Annotated in this window: 17 protein-coding genes; 13 read left to right on the top strand and 4 right to left on the bottom strand. The window is 43.0% G+C overall.

Annotated elements, in window-relative coordinates; all coding sequences use genetic code 11:
- Nucleotides 1–175: 175 nt before the first annotated feature.
- The 3 genes from DWW23_RS15215 (at nt 176) to carB (ending at nt 6,462) form a co-directional block, all read left to right on the top strand.
- Nucleotides 176–2,062, top strand: a complete 1,887-nt coding sequence (locus DWW23_RS15215; protein ID WP_122354127.1) for an amidophosphoribosyltransferase — start codon at nt 176–178, stop codon at nt 2,060–2,062.
- A gap of 78 nt (nt 2,063–2,140) precedes the next feature.
- Entirely contained in the window at nt 2,141–3,226 is a 1,086-nt protein-coding gene (gene carA / locus DWW23_RS15210) for a glutamine-hydrolyzing carbamoyl-phosphate synthase small subunit (protein WP_122354126.1), read from the top strand.
- Between the two features lie 11 nt (nt 3,227–3,237).
- On the top strand, nt 3,238–6,462 hold the full coding sequence (carB, locus tag DWW23_RS15205) for a carbamoyl-phosphate synthase (glutamine-hydrolyzing) large subunit (protein ID WP_122354125.1): 3,225 nt from the start codon (nt 3,238–3,240) through the stop codon (nt 6,460–6,462).
- A gap of 43 nt (nt 6,463–6,505) precedes the next feature.
- On the opposite strand, the gene DWW23_RS15200 is transcribed toward carB, so the two are convergent.
- Complete coding sequence (locus tag DWW23_RS15200) at nt 6,506–6,913, bottom strand: type II toxin-antitoxin system VapC family toxin (protein WP_233564348.1); 408 nt, start codon at nt 6,911–6,913, stop codon at nt 6,506–6,508.
- Nucleotides 6,910–7,230 carry a hypothetical protein gene (locus DWW23_RS15195; RefSeq protein WP_233564347.1) on the bottom strand — a complete coding sequence of 107 codons (321 nt, stop codon included), beginning with the start codon at nt 7,228–7,230 and terminating at the stop codon, nt 6,910–6,912. Before DWW23_RS15195 ends, DWW23_RS15200 begins: the two co-directional genes overlap by 4 nt.
- Nucleotides 7,231–7,538: 308 nt before the next feature.
- Here DWW23_RS15195 and DWW23_RS15190 point away from each other — a divergent pair, with 308 nt between their 5' ends.
- From DWW23_RS15190 to DWW23_RS15165, 6 genes are all read left to right on the top strand, one after another.
- A complete protein-coding gene (locus tag DWW23_RS15190; RefSeq protein WP_122354124.1) occupies nt 7,539–8,279 on the top strand; it encodes a (Fe-S)-binding protein in 741 nt (246 codons plus the stop codon).
- Nucleotides 8,276–9,649 (top strand): lactate utilization protein B, encoded by a 1,374-nt coding sequence (locus tag DWW23_RS15185; RefSeq protein ID WP_122354123.1) that lies wholly within the window; start codon nt 8,276–8,278, stop codon nt 9,647–9,649. The genes DWW23_RS15190 and DWW23_RS15185 overlap by 4 nt, the downstream gene beginning before the upstream one ends.
- Before the next feature lie 37 nt (nt 9,650–9,686).
- Nucleotides 9,687–10,265 (top strand): LUD domain-containing protein, encoded by a 579-nt coding sequence (locus tag DWW23_RS15180; RefSeq protein WP_122354122.1) that lies wholly within the window; start codon nt 9,687–9,689, stop codon nt 10,263–10,265.
- Nucleotides 10,266–10,510: 245 nt separating this feature from the next.
- Nucleotides 10,511–11,080 carry a Crp/Fnr family transcriptional regulator gene (locus tag DWW23_RS15175; protein WP_122354121.1) on the top strand — a complete coding sequence of 190 codons (570 nt, stop codon included), beginning with the start codon at nt 10,511–10,513 and terminating at the stop codon, nt 11,078–11,080.
- A gap of 51 nt (nt 11,081–11,131) precedes the next feature.
- Nucleotides 11,132–11,479, top strand: a complete 348-nt coding sequence (locus DWW23_RS15170; protein WP_122354120.1) for a cupin domain-containing protein — start codon at nt 11,132–11,134, stop codon at nt 11,477–11,479.
- 123 nt (nt 11,480–11,602) lie between these two features.
- Entirely contained in the window at nt 11,603–12,496 is an 894-nt protein-coding gene (locus tag DWW23_RS15165; RefSeq protein ID WP_122354159.1) for an aldo/keto reductase, read from the top strand.
- Between the two features lie 67 nt (nt 12,497–12,563).
- Here the strand turns inward: DWW23_RS15165 and DWW23_RS15160 are convergent, their stop codons facing one another.
- Complete coding sequence (locus tag DWW23_RS15160) at nt 12,564–13,748, bottom strand: DUF418 domain-containing protein (protein ID WP_122354119.1); 1,185 nt, start codon at nt 13,746–13,748, stop codon at nt 12,564–12,566.
- A 345-nt stretch (nt 13,749–14,093) separates the two neighbouring features.
- Here DWW23_RS15160 and DWW23_RS15150 point away from each other — a divergent pair, with 345 nt between their 5' ends.
- Nucleotides 14,094–15,710, top strand: a complete 1,617-nt coding sequence (locus tag DWW23_RS15150; protein WP_122354117.1) for an ABC-F family ATP-binding cassette domain-containing protein — start codon at nt 14,094–14,096, stop codon at nt 15,708–15,710.
- Nucleotides 15,711–15,787: 77 nt separating this feature from the next.
- On the opposite strand, the gene DWW23_RS15145 is transcribed toward DWW23_RS15150, so the two are convergent.
- Nucleotides 15,788–16,783 (bottom strand): gliding motility protein GldB, encoded by a 996-nt coding sequence (locus DWW23_RS15145; RefSeq protein WP_122354116.1) that lies wholly within the window; start codon nt 16,781–16,783, stop codon nt 15,788–15,790.
- A 207-nt stretch (nt 16,784–16,990) separates the two neighbouring features.
- On the opposite strand from DWW23_RS15145, the gene DWW23_RS15140 reads away from it, so the two are divergent.
- From DWW23_RS15140 to DWW23_RS15130, 3 genes are all read left to right on the top strand, one after another.
- On the top strand, nt 16,991–18,313 hold the full coding sequence (locus tag DWW23_RS15140) for an MATE family efflux transporter (RefSeq protein ID WP_122354115.1): 1,323 nt from the start codon (nt 16,991–16,993) through the stop codon (nt 18,311–18,313).
- A gap of 694 nt (nt 18,314–19,007) precedes the next feature.
- Nucleotides 19,008–22,217, top strand: coding sequence for a TonB-dependent receptor (locus tag DWW23_RS15135; RefSeq protein ID WP_122354114.1), 3,210 nt, complete (start codon nt 19,008–19,010; stop codon nt 22,215–22,217).
- Nucleotides 22,218–22,277: 60 nt separating this feature from the next.
- A complete protein-coding gene (locus DWW23_RS15130; RefSeq protein ID WP_122354113.1) occupies nt 22,278–24,212 on the top strand; it encodes a RagB/SusD family nutrient uptake outer membrane protein in 1,935 nt (644 codons plus the stop codon).
- Nucleotides 24,213–24,246 lie beyond the last annotated feature (34 nt).

The following is a 24,246-nucleotide window of genomic DNA, read 5'->3' as shown; positions in this document are numbered from 1 at the left end:
TTTTCGGCTATGTAATTGTAACTTTGTCGAAACAATACGGAAATATATAATATTTTAACCAAATGCAGGATAAAATGATTATTTCTATTAATGTGTCAATTATTTTGCATTAATATGAACATTGTGTTTGATAAAGTGCGTATCTTTGTGGTCGAAATAAACAAGATAGAACCAGATGGAACAACTTAAACATGAGTGTGGAGTCGCCATGGTCCGGTTACTGAAACCTTTAGAATATTATCATCAAAAGTATGGTACCTGGATGTATGGGCTGAATAAACTCTATTTACTGATGGAGAAGCAGCATAACAGGGGACAGGAAGGAGCCGGTTTAGCCTGCGTGAAGTTAGAAGCAACCCCCGGTGAAGAATATATGTTTCGGGAAAGAGCATTGGGAACAGGAGCTATAACCGAGATATTCGCCGCCGTTCATGAACATTACAAAGATTTACCGCCCGGTAAATTGAATGATCCGCTTTTCGCAAAATCAAATCTTCCTTTCGCCGGAGAGCTTTATATGGGTCACCTCCGTTACAGTACGACCGGTAAGTCCGGTATTTCCTACGTCCATCCTTTTTTACGCCGCAACAACTGGAGAGCCAAGAACCTCGCTCTTTGCGGAAATTTTAATCTCACAAACGTAAACGACATCTTTAAAGAAATTACAGCGATCGGCCAGCATCCGCGTAAGTTTGCCGATACGTATATCATGCTCGAACAGATGGGACATCGTCTGGACCGGGAGATCGAACGTTTGTACCAGAAGTATGAAGACGAAGGACTGAAGGGGATGGATATAACCCATGCGATCGAGGCGCATGTCGATCTGTCGAACGTGTTGAAACGTTGTGTACCGACCTGGGACGGCGGATTTGTGATCTGCGGTCTGACCGGTAGCGGCGAATCGTTCAGCGTGCGTGACCCCTGGGGAATCCGTCCGGCGTTCTATTATGCGGATGACGAGATCGTGGTACTGGCTTCCGAGCGTCCGGTCATCCAGACGGCGATGAACGTGCAGGCCGAAGATATAAAGGAATTGCAACGCGGCGAAGCGATGTTTATCAGTAAAGACGGCCGTTTCCGCACTTCGCAGATCATGGAGCCGAAGGTGAATAAAGCCTGCTCTTTCGAGCGTATCTATTTCTCCCGCGGTAGCGATGTGGATATTTACCGCGAACGTAAGAAGTTGGGAGAGAATCTGGTTCACCCGATACTGAAAGCTGTCGATTACGACCTCAAACATACTGTCTTTTCTTTCATTCCCAATACGGCGGAAGTCGCCTATTTCGGTATGCAGGAAGGACTGAACAACTATCTGAACAAACTGAAAAAAGAATGGATCGCCGACCGCAGCCATCTTTTGCAGGAAGAAGAACTGGATCAGATACTTTCCATGCGCGTTCGTGCTGAAAAAGTAGCGATTAAAGATATAAAATTGCGTACCTTTATCGCCGAAGGTAACAGCCGTAACGACCTGGCAGCCCATGTGTATGATGTTACTTACGGAAGTATCGAACCATTCGTCGATAATCTGGTTGTAATAGATGATAGCATTGTTCGCGGAACGACCCTGAAACAAAGTATCATCGGTATCCTGGACCGTCTGCATCCGCGGAAGATCGTGATCGTATCTTCATCTCCGCAGGTGCGTTATCCGGATTATTACGGGATAGATATGTCGCGGATGAACGAGTTTATCGCTTTCAGGGCAGCGGTGGCTTTGCTGAAAGAGCGGGGAATGGAGTCGGTGATAACGGATGCTTATTGGAAAGCCAAGAAACAACAGGCACAGGAGGACGGTACGATCGTGAATTTTGTAAAGGAAATTTACGCACCGTTCACCGATGAGGAGATTTCGGCCAAGATGGTCGATTTGCTTACTCCGGCGGGTACACGTGCCAAGGTAGAGATCGTTTACCAGACATTGGACGGCTTGCATGCTTCCTGTCCGAATCATCCGGGAGACTGGTATTTTTCCGGTGATTATCCGACACCGGGCGGTGCACGGATGGTGAACAAGGCTTTCATCAATTATATGGAAGAAGAATATTTAATCAGATAACAGTTGACAGATGACAGTTGACAGATTCGCTCTAATTGTCAACTGTCACTTGTCAACTGTCAACTCAAACATAAGTTTATGCAAACAGAAAAAACAGCAACATTGATCTTAGACGACGGGACTGTTTTTCGCGGTCTTTCTTTCGGCTGCGAGAAGGAGGTTACAGGCGAAGTAGTGTTCAACACGGCCATGACGGGATATCCGGAGAGTTTGACCGATCCTTCTTATGCCGGTCAGCTGATGGTTCTGACTTATCCGCTGGTGGGTAACTACGGTGTACCTCCCCGTACATTCGGTCCGGACGGGATCGCCACGTTTATGGAAAGTGAAAAGATCCATGCGGAGGCGATTATTGTAAGTGATTACAGTCATGAATACAGTCATTGGAATGCTGTCGGAAGCCTGGGAAGCTGGTTGAAAGAAGAGGGTATTCCCGGAATTTACGGAATCGATACACGTGCGTTGACCAAGAAACTGCGTGAGCACGGTGTCATGATGGGAAAGATCGTGATCGGTGATGCAAAGACCGACCTTACGGATTTCGGACAATACGGAAATGTGAATTATGTAGACAAAGTGTCTTGTAAAGAAGTCATTACTTATGGGGGAGGCGAAGGAAAGAAACGGGTTGTCCTGGTGGATTGCGGCGTGAAACATAACATCATCCGCAGCCTGCTGAAACGGAATGTGACTGTGATCCGGGTCCCCTGGAACTATGATTTCAATACACTGGAATATGACGGCCTGTTCATTAGCAACGGTCCCGGCGACCCCGATACCTGCGACGCAGCCGTTCAGAATATCCGCAAAGCGCTGGCAGGCGACAAACCTATTTGTGGTATCTGTATGGGAAACCAGTTGCTGGCAAAAGCAGGAGGTGCTTCCATCTATAAACTGAAATACGGACACCGCAGCCACAACCAGCCGGTTCGGATGGTTGGAACGGAGAAATGTTTCATCACCTCGCAGAATCATGGATACGCGGTGGATAACACGACGCTGGGTGCCGATTGGGAACCGCTTTTTATCAATATGAATGACGGTACGAATGAAGGTATCAAGCATAAAACGAAACCTTTCTTCTCGTCGCAGTTCCATCCCGAGGCTTGTAGCGGGCCGACGGATACGGAGTTTATGTTTGATAAGTTCGTAGAATTATTGTAACTGATATAACAATGAAAGAAGATATAAAGAAAGTCCTGATATTAGGTTCCGGCGCTCTCAAGATCGGTGAGGCGGGCGAGTTCGATTATTCAGGCAGCCAGGCGTTGAAAGCCATCAAGGAAGAGGGCATCCGGACGGTGCTTATCAATCCGAACATTGCAACGGTACAGACTTCGGAAGGGGTTGCGGACACGGTTTATTTCCTGCCCGTTACTCCTTTCTTTGTAGAAAAGGTTATCGAAAAGGAACGTCCCGAGGGTATCCTGCTGGCATTCGGTGGACAGACGGCGCTGAATTGCGGGGTGGCTCTCTATCAGAGCGGCGTGCTTGAAAAATATAACGTGCGTGTGCTGGGTACTCCGGTACAGGCCATCATGGATACGGAAGACCGTGAACTGTTCGTTCGCAAGCTCGACGAGATCGATGTGAAGACGATCAAGAGCGAAGCGGTAGAGAACATCGTAGATGCACGCCGTGCTGCTCGCGAACTGGGATACCCGGTGATCGTGCGTGCCGCTTATGCACTGGGTGGTCTGGGTTCGGGCTTCTGCGATAATGAAGAAGAACTGGATGTACTGGTTGAAAAAGCCTTTTCTTTCTCTCCGCAGGTCTTGGTTGAGAAGAGCCTGAAAGGCTGGAAAGAGGTGGAATACGAAGTAGTGCGCGACCGTTTCGACAACTGTATCACGGTTTGTAACATGGAGAACTTCGACCCGCTGGGAATCCACACCGGCGAATCGATCGTGATCGCTCCTTCACAGACACTGAGCAATACGGATTATCACAAACTGCGCGAACTGGCTATCCGCATTATCCGTCATATCGGAATTGTGGGAGAATGTAACGTGCAGTATGCCTACGACCCTGAAAGCGAGGATTACCGAGTGATCGAGGTGAATGCCCGTCTGAGCCGTTCCTCGGCATTGGCATCGAAGGCAACAGGTTATCCGCTGGCTTTTGTCGCTGCTAAATTAGGTTTAGGCTACGGCTTGTTTGACCTGAAGAACTCGGTAACGAAAACGACCAGTGCCTTCTTTGAACCGGCACTCGACTATGTGGTCTGCAAGATACCGCGTTGGGACCTGGGTAAATTCCATGGCGTTGCCCGCGAACTGGGTTCCAGCATGAAGTCGGTTGGAGAGGTGATGGCTATCGGCCGCACATTTGAAGAGGCTATTCAGAAAGGTCTGCGTATGATCGGTCAAGGTATGCACGGCTTTGTGGAAAACAAAGAGCTGCTCATCCCGGATATCGACAAGGCGCTGAATGAGCCGACCGATCATCGTATCTTCGTAATAAGCAAGGCTTTCCGTGCCGGCTATACGATTGACCAGATCCATGACCTGACAAAGATCGACAAATGGTTCCTTCAGAAACTATATAATATTATCCAGACCGCAGGAGCTTTGGAAAGTTTCAGCCGGATAGTCGATATCCCCGACAATCTGTTCCGTCTGGCGAAGAAGCAAGGTTTCTCTGATTTCCAGATTGCCCGTGCTATCTTCAAAGATCAGATGGAAGACGGTGAAAAGGCGATCCTTCAGGTTCGGCAGGACCGTAAATACCGCGGCATCCTTCCGGTGGTGAAACAGATCGATACGCTGGCTGCTGAATATCCGGCACAGACCAACTATCTGTACCTGACTTACAGTGGAACGGAAAGCGATGTGCATTATCTGGGAGATAAACGCTCTATCGTGGTGCTGGGTTCGGGTGCTTACCGTATCGGTAGCTCGGTAGAGTTCGACTGGTGCGGTGTGCAGGCGCTCAACACGATCCGCAAGGAGGGTTGGCGCTCTGTTATGATCAACTACAACCCTGAAACGGTTTCGACCGACTACGATATGTGCGACCGCCTTTACTTCGACGAGCTGACATTCGAACGTGTAATGGATATTCTCGAACTGGAGAATCCGCACGGTGTGATTGTCTCTACCGGAGGCCAGATCCCGAATAACCTGGCGATGCGTTTGGACGAACAGCATGTCAATATCCTTGGAACATCGGCCAAGAGTATCGATAATGCGGAAGACCGTGAGAAGTTCTCAGCCATGCTCGACCGTATCGGGGTGGATCAGCCTCGCTGGAAAGAGTTGAGTAGTATGGAAGATATCAATCAGTTTGTGGAGGAAGTGGGTTTTCCGGTATTGGTTCGTCCGAGTTACGTACTGAGTGGTGCGGCCATGAATGTCTGCTCCAACCAGGAGGAACTGGAACGCTTCCTGCAATTGGCGGCTAACGTCAGCAAGAAGCATCCGGTGGTAGTAAGCCAGTTCATCGAACATGCCAAGGAGGTGGAGATGGATGCCGTAGCCGATCATGGGGAGATCGTGATGTATGCGATCAGCGAGCATATCGAGTTTGCAGGAGTCCATTCCGGTGATGCAACGATCCAGTTCCCGGCGCAGAAGTTGTATGTGGAAACGGTTCGCCGTATCAAACGTATCAGCAAGCAGATTGCGAAGGAGCTGAATATCTCCGGCCCGTTCAATATACAGTATCTGGCTAAAGGCAACGAGATCAAGGTGATCGAATGTAATCTCCGTGCTTCGCGCAGCTTCCCGTTCGTGAGCAAGGTCCTGAAGATAAACTTTATCGAGCTGGCTACCCGTATCATGTTGGGCTTGCCTGTCGAAAAGCCGAATAAGAATGAGTTCGACCTCGATTATGTAGGTATCAAGGCTTCCCAGTTCTCTTTCAACCGCTTACAGAAAGCTGACCCTGTACTGGGTGTGGATATGGCTTCGACCGGTGAGGTGGGTTGTATCGGCGATGATGTCTCCGAAGCGATCCTGAAGAGTATGCTTTCCGTCGGTCTGCGTATCCCGGAAAAGAATATTCTGCTTTCGACCGGTACGCCGAAACAGAAGGTGGCGATGCTGGATGCTGCCAAGATGTTGGCGACAAAGGGTTACAATCTCTTCGCGACAGGCGGAACACATCGTTTCCTGAAAGAGAATGGCATCCCGAGTACCCGTGTTTACTGGCCGAGTGAGGAGGGTAAACAGCCGCAGGCACTCACCATGCTCCACGAAAAAAAGATCGACATGGTAGTAAATATCCCGCGTGACCTTTCCGCCGGTGAGTTGGATAACGGCTACAAGATCCGCCGTGCCGCTATCGACCTGAATACGACACTTATCACAAATGCCCGTCTGGCAAGTGCCTTTATCGAAGCGTTCTGTACGCTGACGGTAGATGATATACAGATTAAGAGCTGGCAGGAATATAGGTAAGAATGAAATGAAAAGGAGGATGTTACAGCATCCTCCTTTTGTTTTATCTTTCAATCCAGTTAATAACGGTAAGTTTCGATATTCGATCAAAATGCTTTTCATTATTAGTGACCATAACCAGATTGTTAGCACTGGCAGTACAAGCAATGAACAAATCAAAATCATCAACAAGTTTACCTGCTTTCCTTAATTTTGCTTTTTCTTCTGCGTATCTATCGATGGCTGTGGCAAACGGGATAATTGTAATTTTCTCAAGGAAAGCTTTTAGAATAGTCTCATTTGCTAGGGGATTAGAGCAACATTCTACTCCGTATTTCAATTCTGCAACAGTCACTTCGGATATACAACAATTATTCCATCCTACCTGACTAATCTTTTTATTGATATCGTATTTACCTCTGAACAGGAAAACACAGATATTCGTATCTAATAGATATTGTGCATTCATCATTCAAAGGATTCTATATGTCGTGTTCCTAATACCCGGCTGTTACGTATTTCGTTGATTAACTCTTCGGCACTTTTATCATCTTCCCATGCTCCATAAAATTTATCTGGCAAATCTTTATATTCTTCTTTTGCTTTATCTTCCAGGATAGAGTTAGAAAGTCTGGCTATTAGTTTTAGCTTTATGTCTGTACTGAGGTTTTTCAATAATCCCCAATAGGTTTCTATTATGCTGGTCTTTTCCGGGTTGGCATAAGATGCTATAGGTTCGGAAACCTTGTCGGATGGCTTGTTCTCATTTTTGTAAGGCTTTGTTGTCATAAAGATTATAGATTAAGTTGTTTATACTATGCGACAAATGTAAGTATAATATTTTACACCGCATGAGATATCAAAACTGAATTACAGCAAATGGTTTATGTAACTTTACGGAAGTTGAATCATCCTTTCGGATGGTGTGGAAACCGATGATATGGGTTTACACATAAAATTAAAATATCCATTTAAATTTATTAGCTTTAGTTGCACAAATATATGGAGAATAGTTAAGAAGTTATTTTAATTTTGTAGTTCATTGGAAAACATATCTTAAGAGAGAACAGTTATACTTATGTTATAATTCAACCAATATGAAGATAGGACTATTTATCCCGTGTTATATCAACGCGGTGTATCCGGAGGTTGGCGTAGCCTCCTACAAACTCTTGAAGCATTTGGGCCTGGACGTCGATTATCCTTTAGACCAGACTTGTTGCGGCCAGCCGATGGCAAATGCCGGTTTTGAAAACGAATCCCTGAAACTGGCTCTCCGTATGGAAGATTTATTTAAACAGTACGACTATGTGGTCGGACCGTCTGCCAGTTGTGTTGCATTCGTAAAAGAGAATCATCCCGGCATCCTGGAAAAGGCCGGACATGTTTGTCAGAACAGCAGTAAGATATACGATATCTGCGAGTTTCTGCATGATGTAGTGAAACCGGAAGAACTGCCTTCTGCTTTCCCCCATAAAGTGAGTATTCATAACAGTTGCCACGGGGTGCGCGAGTTGCATCTGTCATCTCCCAGCGAAATGAATACCCCATACTTTTCCAAACTGCGTGATTTGTTGCAGTTGGTAAAAGGCATCGAGATACTCGAACCGAAGCGCATCGACGAATGTTGCGGTTTCGGAGGAATGTTTGCCGTCGAAGAGCCGGAAGTCTCTGTTTGTATGGGACATGACAAGGTGAAAGACCATATGAGTACCGGGGCCGAATATATCACCGGAGCCGATAGTTCCTGTCTGATGCATATGCAGGGTGTCATCGAGCGTGAACACCTGCCGATAAAGACCATTCATATCACTCAAATATTAGCCGCAGGATTATGAGTACGAAACATTCAATAGCAGCTGCCCGTTTCATAGCTAACAGGAAACAGGAAGCCTGGCACGATGAGACCCTTTGGATGGTACGTGCCAAAAGAGATAAGATGAGTCATTCGCTTCCCGAATGGGAGCGTTTGCGTGAGTTGGCCTGTGATATCAAAATGTATTCCAACAGCCATTTGGATACGTTGCTGGAAGAGTTTGAAAAGAACGCCATAGCCAACGGAGCCATCGTACATTGGGCGAAAGATGCGAAGGAGCACAATGAGATCGTCGAAAAGATCCTTCAGCAGCATAATGCGCATACGCTGATCAAGAGCAAATCTATGCTGACGGAAGAATGCGGTATGAATGAGTATCTGTTCGAGAAAGGGTATGACATCGTCGAGAGTGATCTCGGTGAACGTATCCTTCAATGGATGCACCTTCATCCGAGCCATATCGTGATGCCTGCCATCCATATCAAACGCCAGGAGGTGGGCGAGATGATGGAACGTGTGCTGGGTACGGAGAAAGGCAATTCAGATCCAACTTATCTGACACATGCTGTTCGTAAGAATATGCGTGAAAAATTCCTGACGGCTGATGTTGCTATGACGGGAGCCAACTTTGCCGTTGCTTCGACCGGTGAAATTGTAGTTTGTACCAATGAGGGAAATGCAGATATGGGGACTTCATTCCCTAAAGTCCATATCGCTACATTCGGGATGGAGAAGATCGTTCCCAACCAGGAGGCTTTGGGTGTCTTTACCCGCCTGCTCGCCCGTTCCGGTACCGGACAGCCGATAACTTCTTATACTTCTCATTACCGTAAACCTCAGGATGGCGGTGAGTTTCATTTAATCATCGTAGATAACGGTCGTAGCGATATTCTGGCAAAGCCGGATCATATCCGTACGCTAAATTGTATTCGTTGCGGCGAATGTATGAACACCTGCCCGGTATATCGTCGGACTGGCGGTTATTCCTATACCTATTTTATACCCGGTCCGATCGGCATCAATCTGGGCATGTTGAAAAATCCGGAAGAGTATTCTGATAATGTTTCGGCTTGTTCCCTGTGTTTATCCTGTTCAAATGTCTGTCCAGTAAAGATAGACCTGGGTGAACAGATTTACCGTTGGCGTCAGGATCTGGACAAGATTGGAAAGGCCAGCTCGGAGAAGAAAGTAATGTCGGGCGGTATGAAGTTCCTGATGGAACGTCCGGCACTGTTCAATACAGCATTGAGGTTTGCTCCTCTGGTAAATAAATTACCTCGTTTTATGATCTATAACGGATTGAATGCTTGGGGAAAGGGGCGTGAGTTACCGACCTTTGCCAAAGAATCGTTCAATGATATGTGGAAGAAAAACAAGATACAAAAACCGTAGGGGTAGGGTTTGCCTGCCTGTAAAAACATAGGAAAGAATGAGTAGTAAAGAATCTATATTATCCCGTATCCGTAGTCATACCGGTACTCGTTACGAGCAGCCGGAAATCACATTGGATGCCATTCATTATGAAGATAAAACCGGACAGTTTTCCGAATCGTTAAAGGCTGCAGGTGGTGAGGCCGTTGTTCTGCAAGCGGGGGAAGATATCAATGAGCTGATCCGGAAACATTTTCCTGACGCGAAACGTATTGCGTCGAATCTGTCTGAAATAACTTGTGCCACTTTCGATCCAGATTCGGTATCCGACCCCAGGGGATTGAATAATACAGACCTTGCTATTGTGGAGGGTTGTTTCGGGGTTGCCGAGAATGGTGCCGTATGGATTACGCAGCAAGTAAAACATAAAGCACTTTATTTCATCTCGACCGGATTGGTGATCCTTACCAATAAGGAAGATTTGGTTAATAATATGCATGAAGCTTATAAGCGGGTGGAAGGTACAGACTATAAATATGGCTTTTTTGTCTCCGGTCCGTCTAAAACAGCCGATATAGAACAGGCATTGGTGTTCGGTGCACATGGACCGATGAATGTCTTGGTTATTTTAAGATAAAACTACTTTTTATTTGATGGAAAAGTGGTCAAAAGATCAGGACTGCACCGGCTTCGCTGTTCCAATGAAAGACAAAGCGGACGCTTATTAGTTGAGGTCTTGATCTTTTGGTCACATTTCTTTCAAGAGAAAAGCAACATCCAAATCTGATTAGGACCGAATCCATAATCTGTATCCTCTCAAATCGTTTTTCACTCTATAGATTACGTGTGTACATTATATTATATATAACTATTTAGTATAGAATGAAACAATTGGAACTCATCATAAAAGAACTAGCTCTTCCGGCTGGCTATTATGATAGACTGACAGAGCTATTAGAAGAGAAACAACTTCCCCAAAAAGAATATCTTCTGAGGACCGGACAGGTTTGTACTTTTATCGGAGTAGTGGAAGAAGGTGTGTTACGGTCATTCCGTGAACAGGATGGAGAGGAGTTTATAAGCGACTTTTATGTCCCGGGTTCTTTTGTCACCTCTTATCGGAGTTTTTTGCGGAAAGAACCGAGCGTAGGAGCTATTCAGGCATTGGAAGATACAACGCTTAGCAGTCTTTCATATGCGAATTTTGAACTTTTGACAAATGAATCTCCTTTATGGTTTAAGTTTGGAAAACACATTGCCGATACCCTGTTTGTGAAGAAATGTGTCAAGGAAACTTCTCTTTTGAAGGATTCAGCCTTGGAAAGATACCGATTGTTAGTAAAAAACTATCCCGGTATAGAACAACATGTAGCACAGTATCATATCGCTTCTTACCTGGGAATCAAACCGGAATCTTTGAGCCGGATCAAATCTCTTAACATAGGTCAATGAAATAGTCGCTCTTTCACTCTTTCTTTGCCATATAATTAAAAACATAGAAAGATGGTACAAGAAAAAGTATTCAGAAGAGATTTGTTGACAGCCTGTTTTTCAAAGCAGACCGTGTCGAGAGTTGAGATAAAAGAAGTAACTCTTCCTCCTGCAGGAAAAGCTGATTATCATTTACATCGTTGCCCGGTGGTAGGATGTATCGTTTCCGGGGCCCTTCTGTTCCAGTTGAAAGGAGGAGATCCGATGATAATAAAAACAGGTGAAGCTTTCTTCGAACCCAGGGATCAGCCGGTACTTCATTTTGATAACGCTTCGGAGACAGAACCGTTGGTTTTTACAGCCTTTTATTTGGTAGAGGAAAATGAGGACCTGATCACAATCCTTCCTGATATATCTTGATTATTCACTCTTTTCTGTTAAAGTTCGGGTAATTAGGTAAATAGTATTATTTTTGTGAAATCCTTAATCTGTATTCACGAAAATAATACTCAATATTCTTTTACCATGAGCAACATAAAAATGATGAACAGAAGAAAATTTATCCGGACAGGTGTTGCCGGAGTAGCCGGTTTGTCGCTGGCACAGGTTGGTTGGGCTGATATGCAGCGGGTACTTCCTTCCGATGTGACGGTCGATAAAGTGGAGTTAGGCAAAACAGGACTGGAAGTTTCCCGTATCGCTTTGGGTACCGGAACGAAAGGATGGAATTATGAATCCAACCAAACCCGTATCGGAATGGATAATTTCCTGAAACTGGCTCATCACGGCTATGAAAGGGGAATCCGTTTCTTCGATATGGCCGATATGTACGGTTCCCAGCCTTTCGTGGGTAAGGCCTTAAAAGAACTGCCTCGTGAAAAAGTAACTCTGATGACAAAGATGTGGACGTATGATGATGGATCGGAGAAAAGAGAACCGGTCAGGAAAACCCTCGACCGTTTCCGTCAGGAAGCCGGTACCGAATATTTCGATATCTTACTGATGCATTGCATGACCAGCGGCGACTGGCCTGAAACACGTAAATTCTATATGGACGGTCTTGCCCAGGCAAAAGAAGAGGGTATTGTGAAGGCTGTCGGAATATCTTGCCATAACTGGGAGGCTATGAAGGAAGCAGCCGATAATCCGTGGTGCGATATTATTCTGGCCCGTCTGAATCCTTTCCAGAGCCATATGGACGGAACACCCGAAGATGTGAATGTTCTTTTAGGGAAGGCCCGGGAGAATGGAAAAGGTATCATGGGAATGAAAATATTCGGTGAAGGAAAGCATGTTGCAGATGATGAACGCGAACGTTCGATCCGGTTTGCTGTTACCGGGAGCAATTTACACTGTATGACGCTTGGCCTGGAGTCGATCGCCCAGATGGATGATGCCATTGAAAGGGTAATGAGGAATGTAAAGAGTATCCGATAATATTTTTTGAAGATGGTAACTACCCGTTAAGTCAGGGAAGTTACCTATCTTTTTTGATTCTTTTTTTCTACTTATATAAATATGTACCTTTATACCATATCCATTCTAAAGGACCTCTTCTGTGCTTCTTTAACCATAAATTACTAAGATATGCTTGGATTGAAAATATACAAAGACCGATAAGCAAACTCCATGTTACTCCTGCCGAGGAATAGAGTCCTAGGCCATATTGATAATAGATAAAAGATCCTATAATAGAGGTAGTGATGTAGTTTGTCAGACTCATACGTCCATATGGGATAAGTATTGATTGGAATTTACGGCAAATAATTTTAAACCAGGCGATGATAAACAAAGAAGTTAGAATGGCCATCATCGAGAAGTTTGTCCACATATTCAGGATAACGTCAAGAGGTCCGCTGATTTCAGGACGGAATCCCAGTTGAGATAGATGGTTTTTTACCGGATAAAGTATAGCGAAAGACAGAAGCGATATATATAAAGTGTAAGTCCAGAATTTTTCACTTTTGTTTGTTTGTAAAAATAATTCTTTTCTCCCCAGGTACATACCGATACAGAAAAGTGATAATGTCTGAAAATATCGACCGGAATGCCATGCAAATAGATGAGCGTTTATGAATCCGGCATGTAAATTAACTTTTGCTACATCAATGAAGCTGGTTGCATTTTTAGCAGCTTCTGTCGCCTCTAAGTAATAATTATGTGACCAGGGTTTAAATACATAAGAGGGTTCACAGATTGCGTAAGCTATTTTTGATAATTCCCAAGGCTCCAGCATACAAAAAAGTGCGAGTAGTAGTAATACTTTATTACTTTTGTTATGAAAAGGAATTAGAATCAAGCCTGCTACCGCATAGCATGAAAGAATTTCTCCGGAATAAAACATAACATGCAGTAATCCGAAACAAAATAACAAAACCATCCTCCAGGCAAATCTTCCGGCAAAATCTTTCCCTCTTTTCCTATTATTTTCAAACTGGATAAAAAAACTAAAACCGAATAACAGAGCAAAAATTGCATAGGATTTGCCTCCGAAAACAAAGAAAATCTCTTCTTGGATAATTTTATCCATGAATGATAAAAACGTAGACCCTGATGTGACTGTATTACCTAAATCGAAATGATCTATATTATGTATCAATATGATACCTAATAAAGCGAAGCCTCTTAAAGCATCTACTACATCTAATCGTTGCTTTTGGAACGAATGGATTAATTCTTTGTTTTCCATGGTCTGATCTTTTTGTTTGTTATTGAGAATTTTATAAGCTATGTGATTTGTTGTATAACTATTGATTTACATCGGTAGATCAAATGTAGAAAATTTATTCAATAAAAATCTTTTTACAATGTTTTTATCCTGACTTTCAGCTTTTTTATTATCTTTGCCCCATAATTTTATAAATACACCGATGAAAATATCCAAGTAAGCCGGTTTCAGAACATATTTATGAGTAGCTCCCGATCCGAATGGGAGTAAGTTTCTGTATAACCTTCCGGCTATGTCCTGCGCTGTATCCTGGCGCATTTTTTATTTCCAGATTTTAGTTTCTAACATTTTTAAAGCAGATAGACTATGTGCATATCAGTACAACAGCTTTGCTATATCCATGCGGATAAAGAACCACTATTTCAAGATATCAGTTTGATGGTAAACAAAGGGGAGCAATTATCATTAGTGGGAAATAACGGTTCCGGTAAATCAACTTTGTTACGTATTATTGAAGGAAGTCTGAAACCCTCCTCCGGGGAGGTCGTTTGTTCTTCCAAACCCTATTATGTGCCGCAACATTTCGGTCAATACGATCAGTTGACTGTGGTACAAGCCTTGTTGGTCGAATCCAAAATCAATGCATTACATGCCATTATAGCGGGAGATGCGTCGGCCGATAATTTTACCGTTCTGGATGATGACTGGAATATTGAAGAACGAAGCCTGGCCGCTCTTTCCTCCTGGGGATTGGAACATATCCGGCTGAACCAATCGATGAGTACATTGAGCGGCGGTGAAAAGACGAAAGTGTATTTAGCCGGTATTCAGATACATTCTCCTGAGATCATCCTGATGGACGAACCGACCAACCATCTGGATGTAAATAGCAGAAAGAAACTTTATAGCTTTATCGAGTCGAGCCGTGCCACCATGCTTATTGTCAGCCATGACAGGACGCTGCTCAACCTGCTGCCTTACACCTGTGAACTGGAAAGAAGTAAGATTACATTGTATGGTGGAAATTACGACTTTTATAAAGAACAGAAAGAGGTCGCATTGACAGCCTTGCAGAATCAATTGAGCGAGAAAGAAAAAGAGTTGCGGTTGGCAAAGAAGATTGCCCGGGAAACACTTGAAAGAAAGAGCAAATCGAGTGTAAGAGGGGAGAAAGCAGCCATAAAGAAAGGCATTCCCCGGATAATGATGGGAGCCATGAAACAGCATGCCGAACAAAGTACCGTTAAATTGAAGGATATACACGATGAGAAAATGGGTTCGATCAATTCCACCATTACGGATATCCAGAACACGCTGCCGGATATGAAACAGATGAAGACGGATTTCAATTCCCCCAATCTTCATACCGGTAAAATATTGATCACTGTAAAGGATATGAACTTTGGTTATGGTCAGGATGGTTTATGGAAAGAACCGTTGAACCTGCAGGTTCGGAGTGGTGACCGTATCCAGTTCAGCGGAAATAACGGAGCGGGAAAAACGACATTGCTGAAGTTGCTGCTGGGCGAATTGGAACCGACTGAGGGAACGATTACCCGTGCAGACTTCAAATATGTATATATCGACCAGGAATATTCGATCGTGAAACTTCACCTGACGGTTTTTGAACAGTTGGAGCAATTCAACCTGTTTGCCAAACCGGAGCATGAGTTAAAAATGATCCTGAGCCGTTTCCTTTTTCCGGTCGGTACATGGGATAAAAACTGTTCAAAATTAAGCGGTGGGGAGAAGATGAGGCTTGCTATCTGCTGCCTGATGGTCAGTAATAGCACGCCGGATATATTTGTTTTGGATGAACCAACGAACAATTTGGATATCCGGAGTGTTAGTATAATAACAGCGGCCATCAAGGACTACAATGGTACAGTGCTTTTGGTTTCGCACGATCTTTACTTTGTGAAAGAAATAAAAATAAACAGGTTCGTTGAACTTTTTTCTTCAACCCCTGTTATTAAGATATAGTGTTTTTCATGGTATTAGAATTAAGTTAGATTAGGTTATCCGTCTTGTTCGTGAGAATAGGGCGGTTTTTTTATGTCTTATGGTTTATATTTGGATAGAGTCAGTATATCCTGTGCATTTTCGTTTTTCATCAGTGCTTCGGGGGTTGCATTGGTTTCATTCATATACTTCAGAATGATTTGCAGTCCTACCCAGCTTCCGATATTGCCGGGAGCATCGCTTGCCAGGAATTGTGCGGGCATATCTTCAAAATATTTTGTAGTAGCCATCTGATCCGGTGTGTACAAATGTTTACGTTCGACAATCGCTTTCCAAAGATTTGCTTCATTGTTTTTGCACCATTCCCATGCTTCGTCCGTGTAACCGAACAATTGGGCGGGAGACATATCCGGTAAGGCAGATAAAACCAGATATTTGATCTTACCTTCATAGACCATCCGGTCGAGTAGTACATTCTCTTTGCCGGTGAAAGGATATTCGGACATCAGCCAACCTGCGACATAATCGGGAACTATATGTGACGGTTGCATTTTGCGAAGTTGATAATCATAGAAAAAATCCTGGTATAGCGGATAATCCTGCCCCATATATTTATCGATGGAAATAGACAATAGGCTATCTCCGACCAGCACATTCTGATTTAAACCGGAAATGTGCATATATAAAGCCGGAATCTGCATTGCCGAAAATTTTTCATGTACCCAGGCAAATGCATTACCAAGTGATTGTTCCATCTCTGTGACCGATTCGTATTTTGCAATAGCATCCGCATAGAGCTTTTTCAGGGTCGGCTCCGAATAAAAGTTTTCCAACTTGGTGAAAAAGCCGGGCAGATCCGGTGACTGCATATTCAGAATACCTTTCCCCAGAATCTCTGTCATTTGAGGATATTGATTTAATAACTGCTGATTGAGCGTGGTGTCATCGGAACAAATCAATTCATACAACGCTTTATCGAACCGGTTAACAGGCATCGGAGTCGCATCCGTGATATTGTTTGCGTTCGTATTTTGTCCGTTACAACTACAAAAGCAGACGGTCATAAGGAATGTCAGGAATATTTTGAAATTCATCGTTCTATCTTTATGTTATATATTTACTTTTTTCTCTGTCATTTTAATACGTTAAAAAATATTACCCGCGGGGGTATTTTCATTTACCCGGTATATTAATCCGATTTACCCGGCATAGTAATGACAAATTGATAAACGGATATTTATCCGTTATATTGTGTGGAAAACTTCTTATTACTACCTTTGCAGCCCTTTTGAATATCCTTTATGCAATTTACGAATAAACAAATCTGGCAGATTACCTATCCTGTACTTATCAGTTTGCTGATGGAGCACATGATCGGGTTGACCGACACGGCTTATTTGGGTCGGGTAGGAGAGGTTGAATTAGGTGCATCGGCATTGGCCGGTGTGTATTACCTGGTTATTTATATGTTGGGGTTCGGCTTCAGTGTCGGAGCACAGGTTCTGATTGCCCGGCGCAACGGTGCTCACGATTATACACGGATCGGTCCGGTCTTCATGCAAGGGACACTTTTTCTGTTGTTACTTGCGGCGGTTTTATTTACCGCATCTCATTTATATTCTCCGTTGATCCTTCGGAAACTGATCGGTTCGGACGATGTATATCGGGCTACCATGAGTTATGTCGACTGGCGTGTGTATGGCTTTTTCTTCTCTTTTATTGCCGTCATGTTCAGGGCATTTTATGTGGGTATCACCAAGACAAAGATATTGACTGCCAACTCAGTCGTGATGGTATTGACCAATGTTGTCCTGAATTATATCCTGATATTCGGTAAGTTCGGTTTTCCTGCATTGGGAATTGCCGGTGCGGCGATTGCTTCCTCTATTTCTGAGGCGGTGTCGGTCCTGTTCTTTATTATTTATACCTGGAAGAAGATCGATTATAAGAAATATGCGATGTTCAGTTTTGTGGGGATCGATTTCAGGATGCTCAAACAAATATTGAATGTGTCTGTCTGGATTATGGTACAGCATGGCATTGCATTCGTGGGGTGGTTTATCTTCTTTGTGGTGATGGAGCATCAGGGAGAACGTCCGTTGGCTGTTACGAATGTGGTGAGGAGTATTTCTTCTTTTCTTTTTATGTTTGTGAATGCGTTTGCTTCCACATCCAGCTCTTTGGTCAGTAACCTGATCGGTTCCGGTAAATCGGATCAGGTCCTGGGATTATGCGGACGTATGATACGGCTTTGTTATTTCTTCGTGCTGCCGTTAGCTATATTGATCGCCTTGTTTCCGGATTTGGTTTTGCGCATCTATACGGATAATCCGGACCTGATACAGAGTTCAACTTCTTCTCTTTGGGTGATGCTTTCTTCCTATATATTGGCCGTTCCTGCTTTTATCTACTTTTTTAGTGTGTCTGGAACCGGGAATACACAGTCGGCACTGATGATAGATATGGCTAGTATCTTTGTGTATGTGGCTTATACATTTCTGGTTGGTATCTGGTTGCATGCCGATGTCGCTGTTTGCTGGACAACCGAACATGTTTATAACGGGATGTTGCTGATTTCGTTCTTTTATCTCTGGAAGGGAAATTGGAGGAACAAAAGGCTATAAGTTTATCCTAAACAAAACATATATGTTTTGTAATTAAAAGTCCCTTATTTTGAAATCAAAAGTCCTTTATTTAAAACTCAAAAGTCAGGTCTTAACATTTCAAAGGATAGATATTTTATCCAAAGCCTGCTGATAGATGGTCCGGTGCTTATCCAACTAACTTTAACATCCCCCTTGTTCCCCTCTCCGGGCATGGAAAAGTTATTCTTGCATTATAAAAGAAAGGCTCATCTCTTTATAATGTAAGCTATTTGCGGATATAACCGGAATTTCCTATTGCCATATTTTTTCGCATTTTCATATTTGTTGTTTAAAGGTATCCTCAGTTCTAGTGGAACTATGTTAATTTAATCCGGATTGTTAATTGTTACAAATATCCGTATTAAATAAAAATCACAAGTTACAAAAATGATATTTAATATAATAAAACTGGCACTATCCTTAATTATGTTCCAAAAATTATCCTGAAAACAACTACTTGATCAACTGAATCTTTATGTGTTAATGATGTGTAAAATAATTAATACGTTGAAATACAATGAGTAATCTCTTCTTGTGTTTGTGCTGTTAACCATAGTTCCACTAGAACTAAGAGTCAGTAACATTAATATAATTGCTTATGAAGACATAAAATGAACTTATTTAATTGTATCAATAATTAACATATTTAATTGTTAAACTTAATATCAATATAATGAATAAATCTATATACAGTAATATAAAAGGAAAAGCTGTATCCCTAACTATTCTATGTGCTTTTAGCTATACAACATCTTTCGCATCGGTTAATATAGGAGTAGATAGGGGCAAATCGGCTTCAAGTGGGATAATACCGAATCAAAGTCAGACAACCTTTAATTTAAAAGGAAAAGTAATAGATGATATGGGAGAGCCTCTTCCCGGTGCAAATATAGTTCTTGTAGGTGGTACGAGAGGTGTTGCCACAGATATCGACGGGTCGTTTGTGATCAGTGTTTCGATCGGTGAAAAACTAACTGTTTCTTATTTGGGTATGGAAGATCAGATTATAACGGTCAAGGATAAGAAAGATCTTATAATCACGATGAGACCTAAAACAGATGAACTGGAGGAAGTGACCGTTGTCGCTTTTGCCAAACAAAAGAAAGAAAGTGTTATCGGATCTATCACAACATTGAATCCATCGGAACTAAAAGTTCCTTCCAGTAACCTGACTACAGCAATGGCCGGTCGTTTGGCCGGTGTGATTGCCTATCAACGAAGTGGTGAACCGGGAAAAGATAATGCCGAGTTCTTTATTCGTGGTGTGACTACTTTCGGTTATAAAAAAGATCCTCTTATTCTTATTGATAATAATGAAGTTACCACAACGGAATTATCCCGTATTCAACCGGACGATATTGCCTCTTTCTCTATTATGAAGGATGCCACAGCAACTGCCCTTTACGGTTCTCGTGGTGCGAATGGCGTTATCTTGGTTACAACGAAAGAAGGAGCGGAAGGGGCTGCACAGGTTAGTGTCCGGTTGGAAGGCTCCATGTCACAACCTACAAAAATGGTTAAGCTGGCCGATCCGATAACGTATATGCGTCTTCATAATGAAGCCGTATTGACCCGTAACCCGATGGGGACATTGCCTTACTCCCAACAGAAAATAGATAATACGATTGCAGGAGTAAATCCATATGCTTATCCGGCTACAGACTGGTATAATGAACTGTTTAAGAAAAATACGTTCAACTACCGGGCTAACTTTAACGTAAGTGGTGGTGGTAAGGTCGCCCGCTATTATATTGCCGGTAGTTATATTTCGGATAATGGGGTATTGAATGTTGATAAAAGAAACAGCTTCAACAATAATATTAGTCTGAAACGTTATATGCTCCGTGCAAATGTGAATATCAATGTTACAAAAACAACCGAAGCTGTGGTTCGTTTGAGTGGCGCTTTTGATGATTATACCGGACCGATAGATGGCGGTGATCAACTGTTTGCTAAAGTCATGCGTACCAACCCTGTTTTATTTGCCCCTTATTATAAACCGGATGCAGCCAATCAATTTACCAAACATATATTATTCGGTAATGCGGACAAGGGCCAGTATAATAATCCGTATGCAGATATGTTGAAAGGATATAAAGATACGCAAACTTCACAGATGGCGGCCCAGTTCGAGTTGAAACAGAATCTTGATTTTATCACGGAAGGGTTGTCACTTCGTGCGATGTTTAATACGAACCGTTACGGTTACTTCGACGTTTCCCGTCAGTACAAACCATTCTTCTATCGGGTCGGTTCGTACAATAAACTGGAAGACACTTATACCCTGGCCGCTCTTAACGAACAGGAAGGACAGGAAACCCTGAGCTTTGAACCTGGGAAAAAAGTCGTTAGTTCTACGACCTATTTCGAAACAGCAGCTAACTGGGTACAAACTTATAATGATAAACATTCGGTAGGTGCCATGTTGGTTTTTACACTTCGTCAATCTCTTACTTCCGATGCAGAGACGCTTCAGCTATCATTACCTTCTCGTAATGTAAATTTTGCCGGTCGTGCGACCTATGCTTATGATTCACGCTATTTCCTTGAAGCGAACTTCGGGTATAACGGTTCTGAACGTTTTGCCAGAAAAGAACGTTTCGGTTTCTTCCCTTCAGCCGGTCTGGGTTGGCTTGTTTCCAATGAAGCATTCTGGAATGACGATCTGAAGAAAACAATTAATAAATTGAAACTGAAAATCACACATGGACTATCCGGTAACGACGCGATCGGTAGGCCTGAAGATCGCTTTTTCTATATATCGGAAGTGAATATGAATAGCGAAGGTAAACAGTCTTCATTCGGTACATACGGTAATTTTGGAGGACGAACATTGAATGGTGTCCAGATATCCCGTTATCCGAACGATGAAATAACCTGGGAGACTGCCCGGAAAACAAATTTTGGTGTGGAACTGGGACTCTTTGATAAATTAGAATTTCAGGCCGATTATTTTATGGAATCCCGTTGGAATATTTTAATGTCACGTGCTTCCATTCCAACAACTATGGGACTTCAGGCTGATGTGATGGCAAATGTGGGAAAGGCTAAAAGTGGCGGTATCGACCTGTCATTAAATTATAACCATATGATCAATAAAGATGCATGGTTGACAGGTATGGCCAATTTTACTTATGCAACCAGTGAGTTTACTTTTTATGAAGAACCGGACTATAGCAATACTCCCTGGAAGTCGAAAATAGGAACTTCCCTGAATCAGAATTTCGGTTATGTAGCAGAACGTTTGTTTGTTGATGAGGAGGATATTCGTAATTCGCCTGTCCAGTTTGGTAATTATATGGCCGGTGATATTAAATATAAGGATATTAATAATGACGGTAAGATTACCGAATTGGATATGGTACCGATGGGATATCCGACAAGTCCGGAGATCGTTTATGGTTTCGGTTTGTCCGGTGGATATAAACAATGGGACTTGTCCTTCTTCTTCCAGGGGTTGGCACGTGAATCGTTCTGGATCGATACTTCATCGGATAAAGCGGATAAAGGTGTCCTTCCTTTCCTTGACGGACAAAATGCCTTGTTGAAAGCATTTGCAGACGATCACTGGTCGGAAGATAATCGTAATCTGTATGCCTTGTGGCCCCGTTTGTCTTATGAAGCCGTAGAAAATAATCAGAAACCGTCTACCTGGTTTATGCGCGACGGTTCATTCCTGCGTTTGAAGTCATTGGAGGTAGGATATACTGTTCCGGCTAACGCGGTCAAAAAAGCTCATATAAAGAACCTCCGTATCTATTTCAGCGGTACGAACCTGTTAACATTCAGCCCTTTCAAATTATGGGACCCTGAAATGGGCGGAGATGGCTTAGGCTATCCGGTTCAGCGTGTATTCAACCTGGGAGCTCAGATCTCCTTCTAAATATGAGAGTGGCAACGAATTTTATCTTATTTGATTCAATTAATCAATAAATTAGTTTACATGAAAACATTCTATAAAATACTAATGTTTGCAGCATTACTACAAGGACTTATTTCGTGTGACGGTTATCTGGATTTAGTACCGGATAACGTTGCAACGGTTGAGTCGGCTTTTACGAATCGGGCAGCAGCCGAGAAGTTTTTATATACTTGTTACAGCTATCGTCCGCAGTGGGGTGATTTATATAATGATCCGGCGATTAACGGAGGTGACGAGACGTGGCAGTTTTATCCGACAACAGGCGTATTACCGACTTTTACAGCCTCTTATTTGCAGCGTGGTTTCCAGAAATTGGATAATCCTTATCTGAACTTTTGGGATGGTCTGCAAGGTGGTAAAGGTTTATTTATCGGTATCCGCGATTGTAATATTTTTCTTGAAAACATTACTAATACTGTCGATCTGGAATCATACGAACGTGATCGCTGGATAGCAGAAGTAAAATTTCTAAAGGCATATTATCATTATTATCTGTTGAAATGTTATGGCCCGATACCTATTATAGATGTAAACCTTCCGGTTTCTGCCTCACCTGACCAGGTAGCTGTTTATCGGGATCAAGTAGATGATGTAGTGACTTATGTGAATGATCTGATCATGGAAGCATTGCCCGATTTACCGGATTATAAGGAAATGGTCATGAGTCTTGAAGCCGGTCGTGTAGATAAACAAATAGCTCTGGCTATTCGTGCCGAGATGCTGGTGATGGCTGCCAGTCCTTTGTTTAATGGCAATACGGAAATGGCGGGGCTGGTAGATAATCGCGGAACGGTTTTGTTTAACCAGACTTACGATCCTGAAAAATGGAAAATCGCGGCAGAAGCTTGTAAAGAGGCGATAGAATCCTGCCATAGTGCCGGTAAGAAACTCTATACGGATATTGAGCCGATCACATTGACTCAAAACCCAGTCTTTCAGTTACAGACCATGCTACGCCAGGTCGTTTGCGAACGTTGGAACAGTGAATTGATATGGGGAGGAACAAACAGTCAATGTAATGACCGTTCCAATTTTGCGACTCCTCGTGTTTTACGTGTTAATGCAGAAGTGATCAATACAATCAATGCTCAATGGGCTCCGACGATTAAAACAGTAGAAAGTTATTATACCTCCAATGGTGTCCCTATGAGTGAAGATAAACAATGGAGTAAAGAAGCCTGGTATAATAAACGCTATGAGTTGCGGCCGGAACCTTCTTCCGGTGATGAGAAATATTTTGTCAAGGAAGGGCAACGTACCTGCTATATGCATTACAACCGTGAACCTCGTTTTTATGCAAGTATAGGCTTCGATCAGGGAATCTATTATGGGAATGGCAAAACAGATTTCGAATCATGTAATTATACTAACTTTTTGAATTTAGGCTGGTCTGGTTTTCAGGGGGGGAGTTCCTATTCCATAACCGGGTATGCACCGAAGAAAATGGCTAGTTATAAAAACGGTGTTACTGCCAATAATATTTCATCACCTGAATTTTATCCTTTCCCTGTTATCCGTTTGGCCGATCTTTATTTGCTCTATGCGGAAGCGTTGAATGAATATTCCGGTCCTTCGACAGAAGCTTACGAATACATAGACCGGGTTCGTGAACGTGCCGGATTGGAAGGTGTAGTAGACTCATGGAGAAAATATTCCACTGATCCGTCTAAACCATCTACAAAAGAAGGGCTACGCAGCATCATCCACGACGAAAGGACGATCGAGTTTGCTTTTGAATCCAAACGTTACTGGGATGTTCGTCGTTGGAAAGAGATCAATACTTACAATGTACAGCCTCAGGGATGGAATATCATGGGTGAGACACCTGAAGACTTTTATAAATTGCAGAATGTGGCGGAAGTTCCTGTAAAAGTGACGGTGAAAGATTATTTTATGCCTATCCGGGAAACGAATATTGTTGCGAATAAGAATCTTATACAAAACTACGGATGGTAGAGAATTCTATATTTAATACATTATAATAAGACGA

This window comes from Parabacteroides sp. AF14-59, assembly GCF_003479515.1.
Classification (GTDB): domain Bacteria; phylum Bacteroidota; class Bacteroidia; order Bacteroidales; family Tannerellaceae; genus Parabacteroides; species Parabacteroides faecis.
The sequence above is the reverse complement of the archived record's forward strand: the minus strand, read 5'-3'. Positions and strand labels throughout refer to the sequence as shown.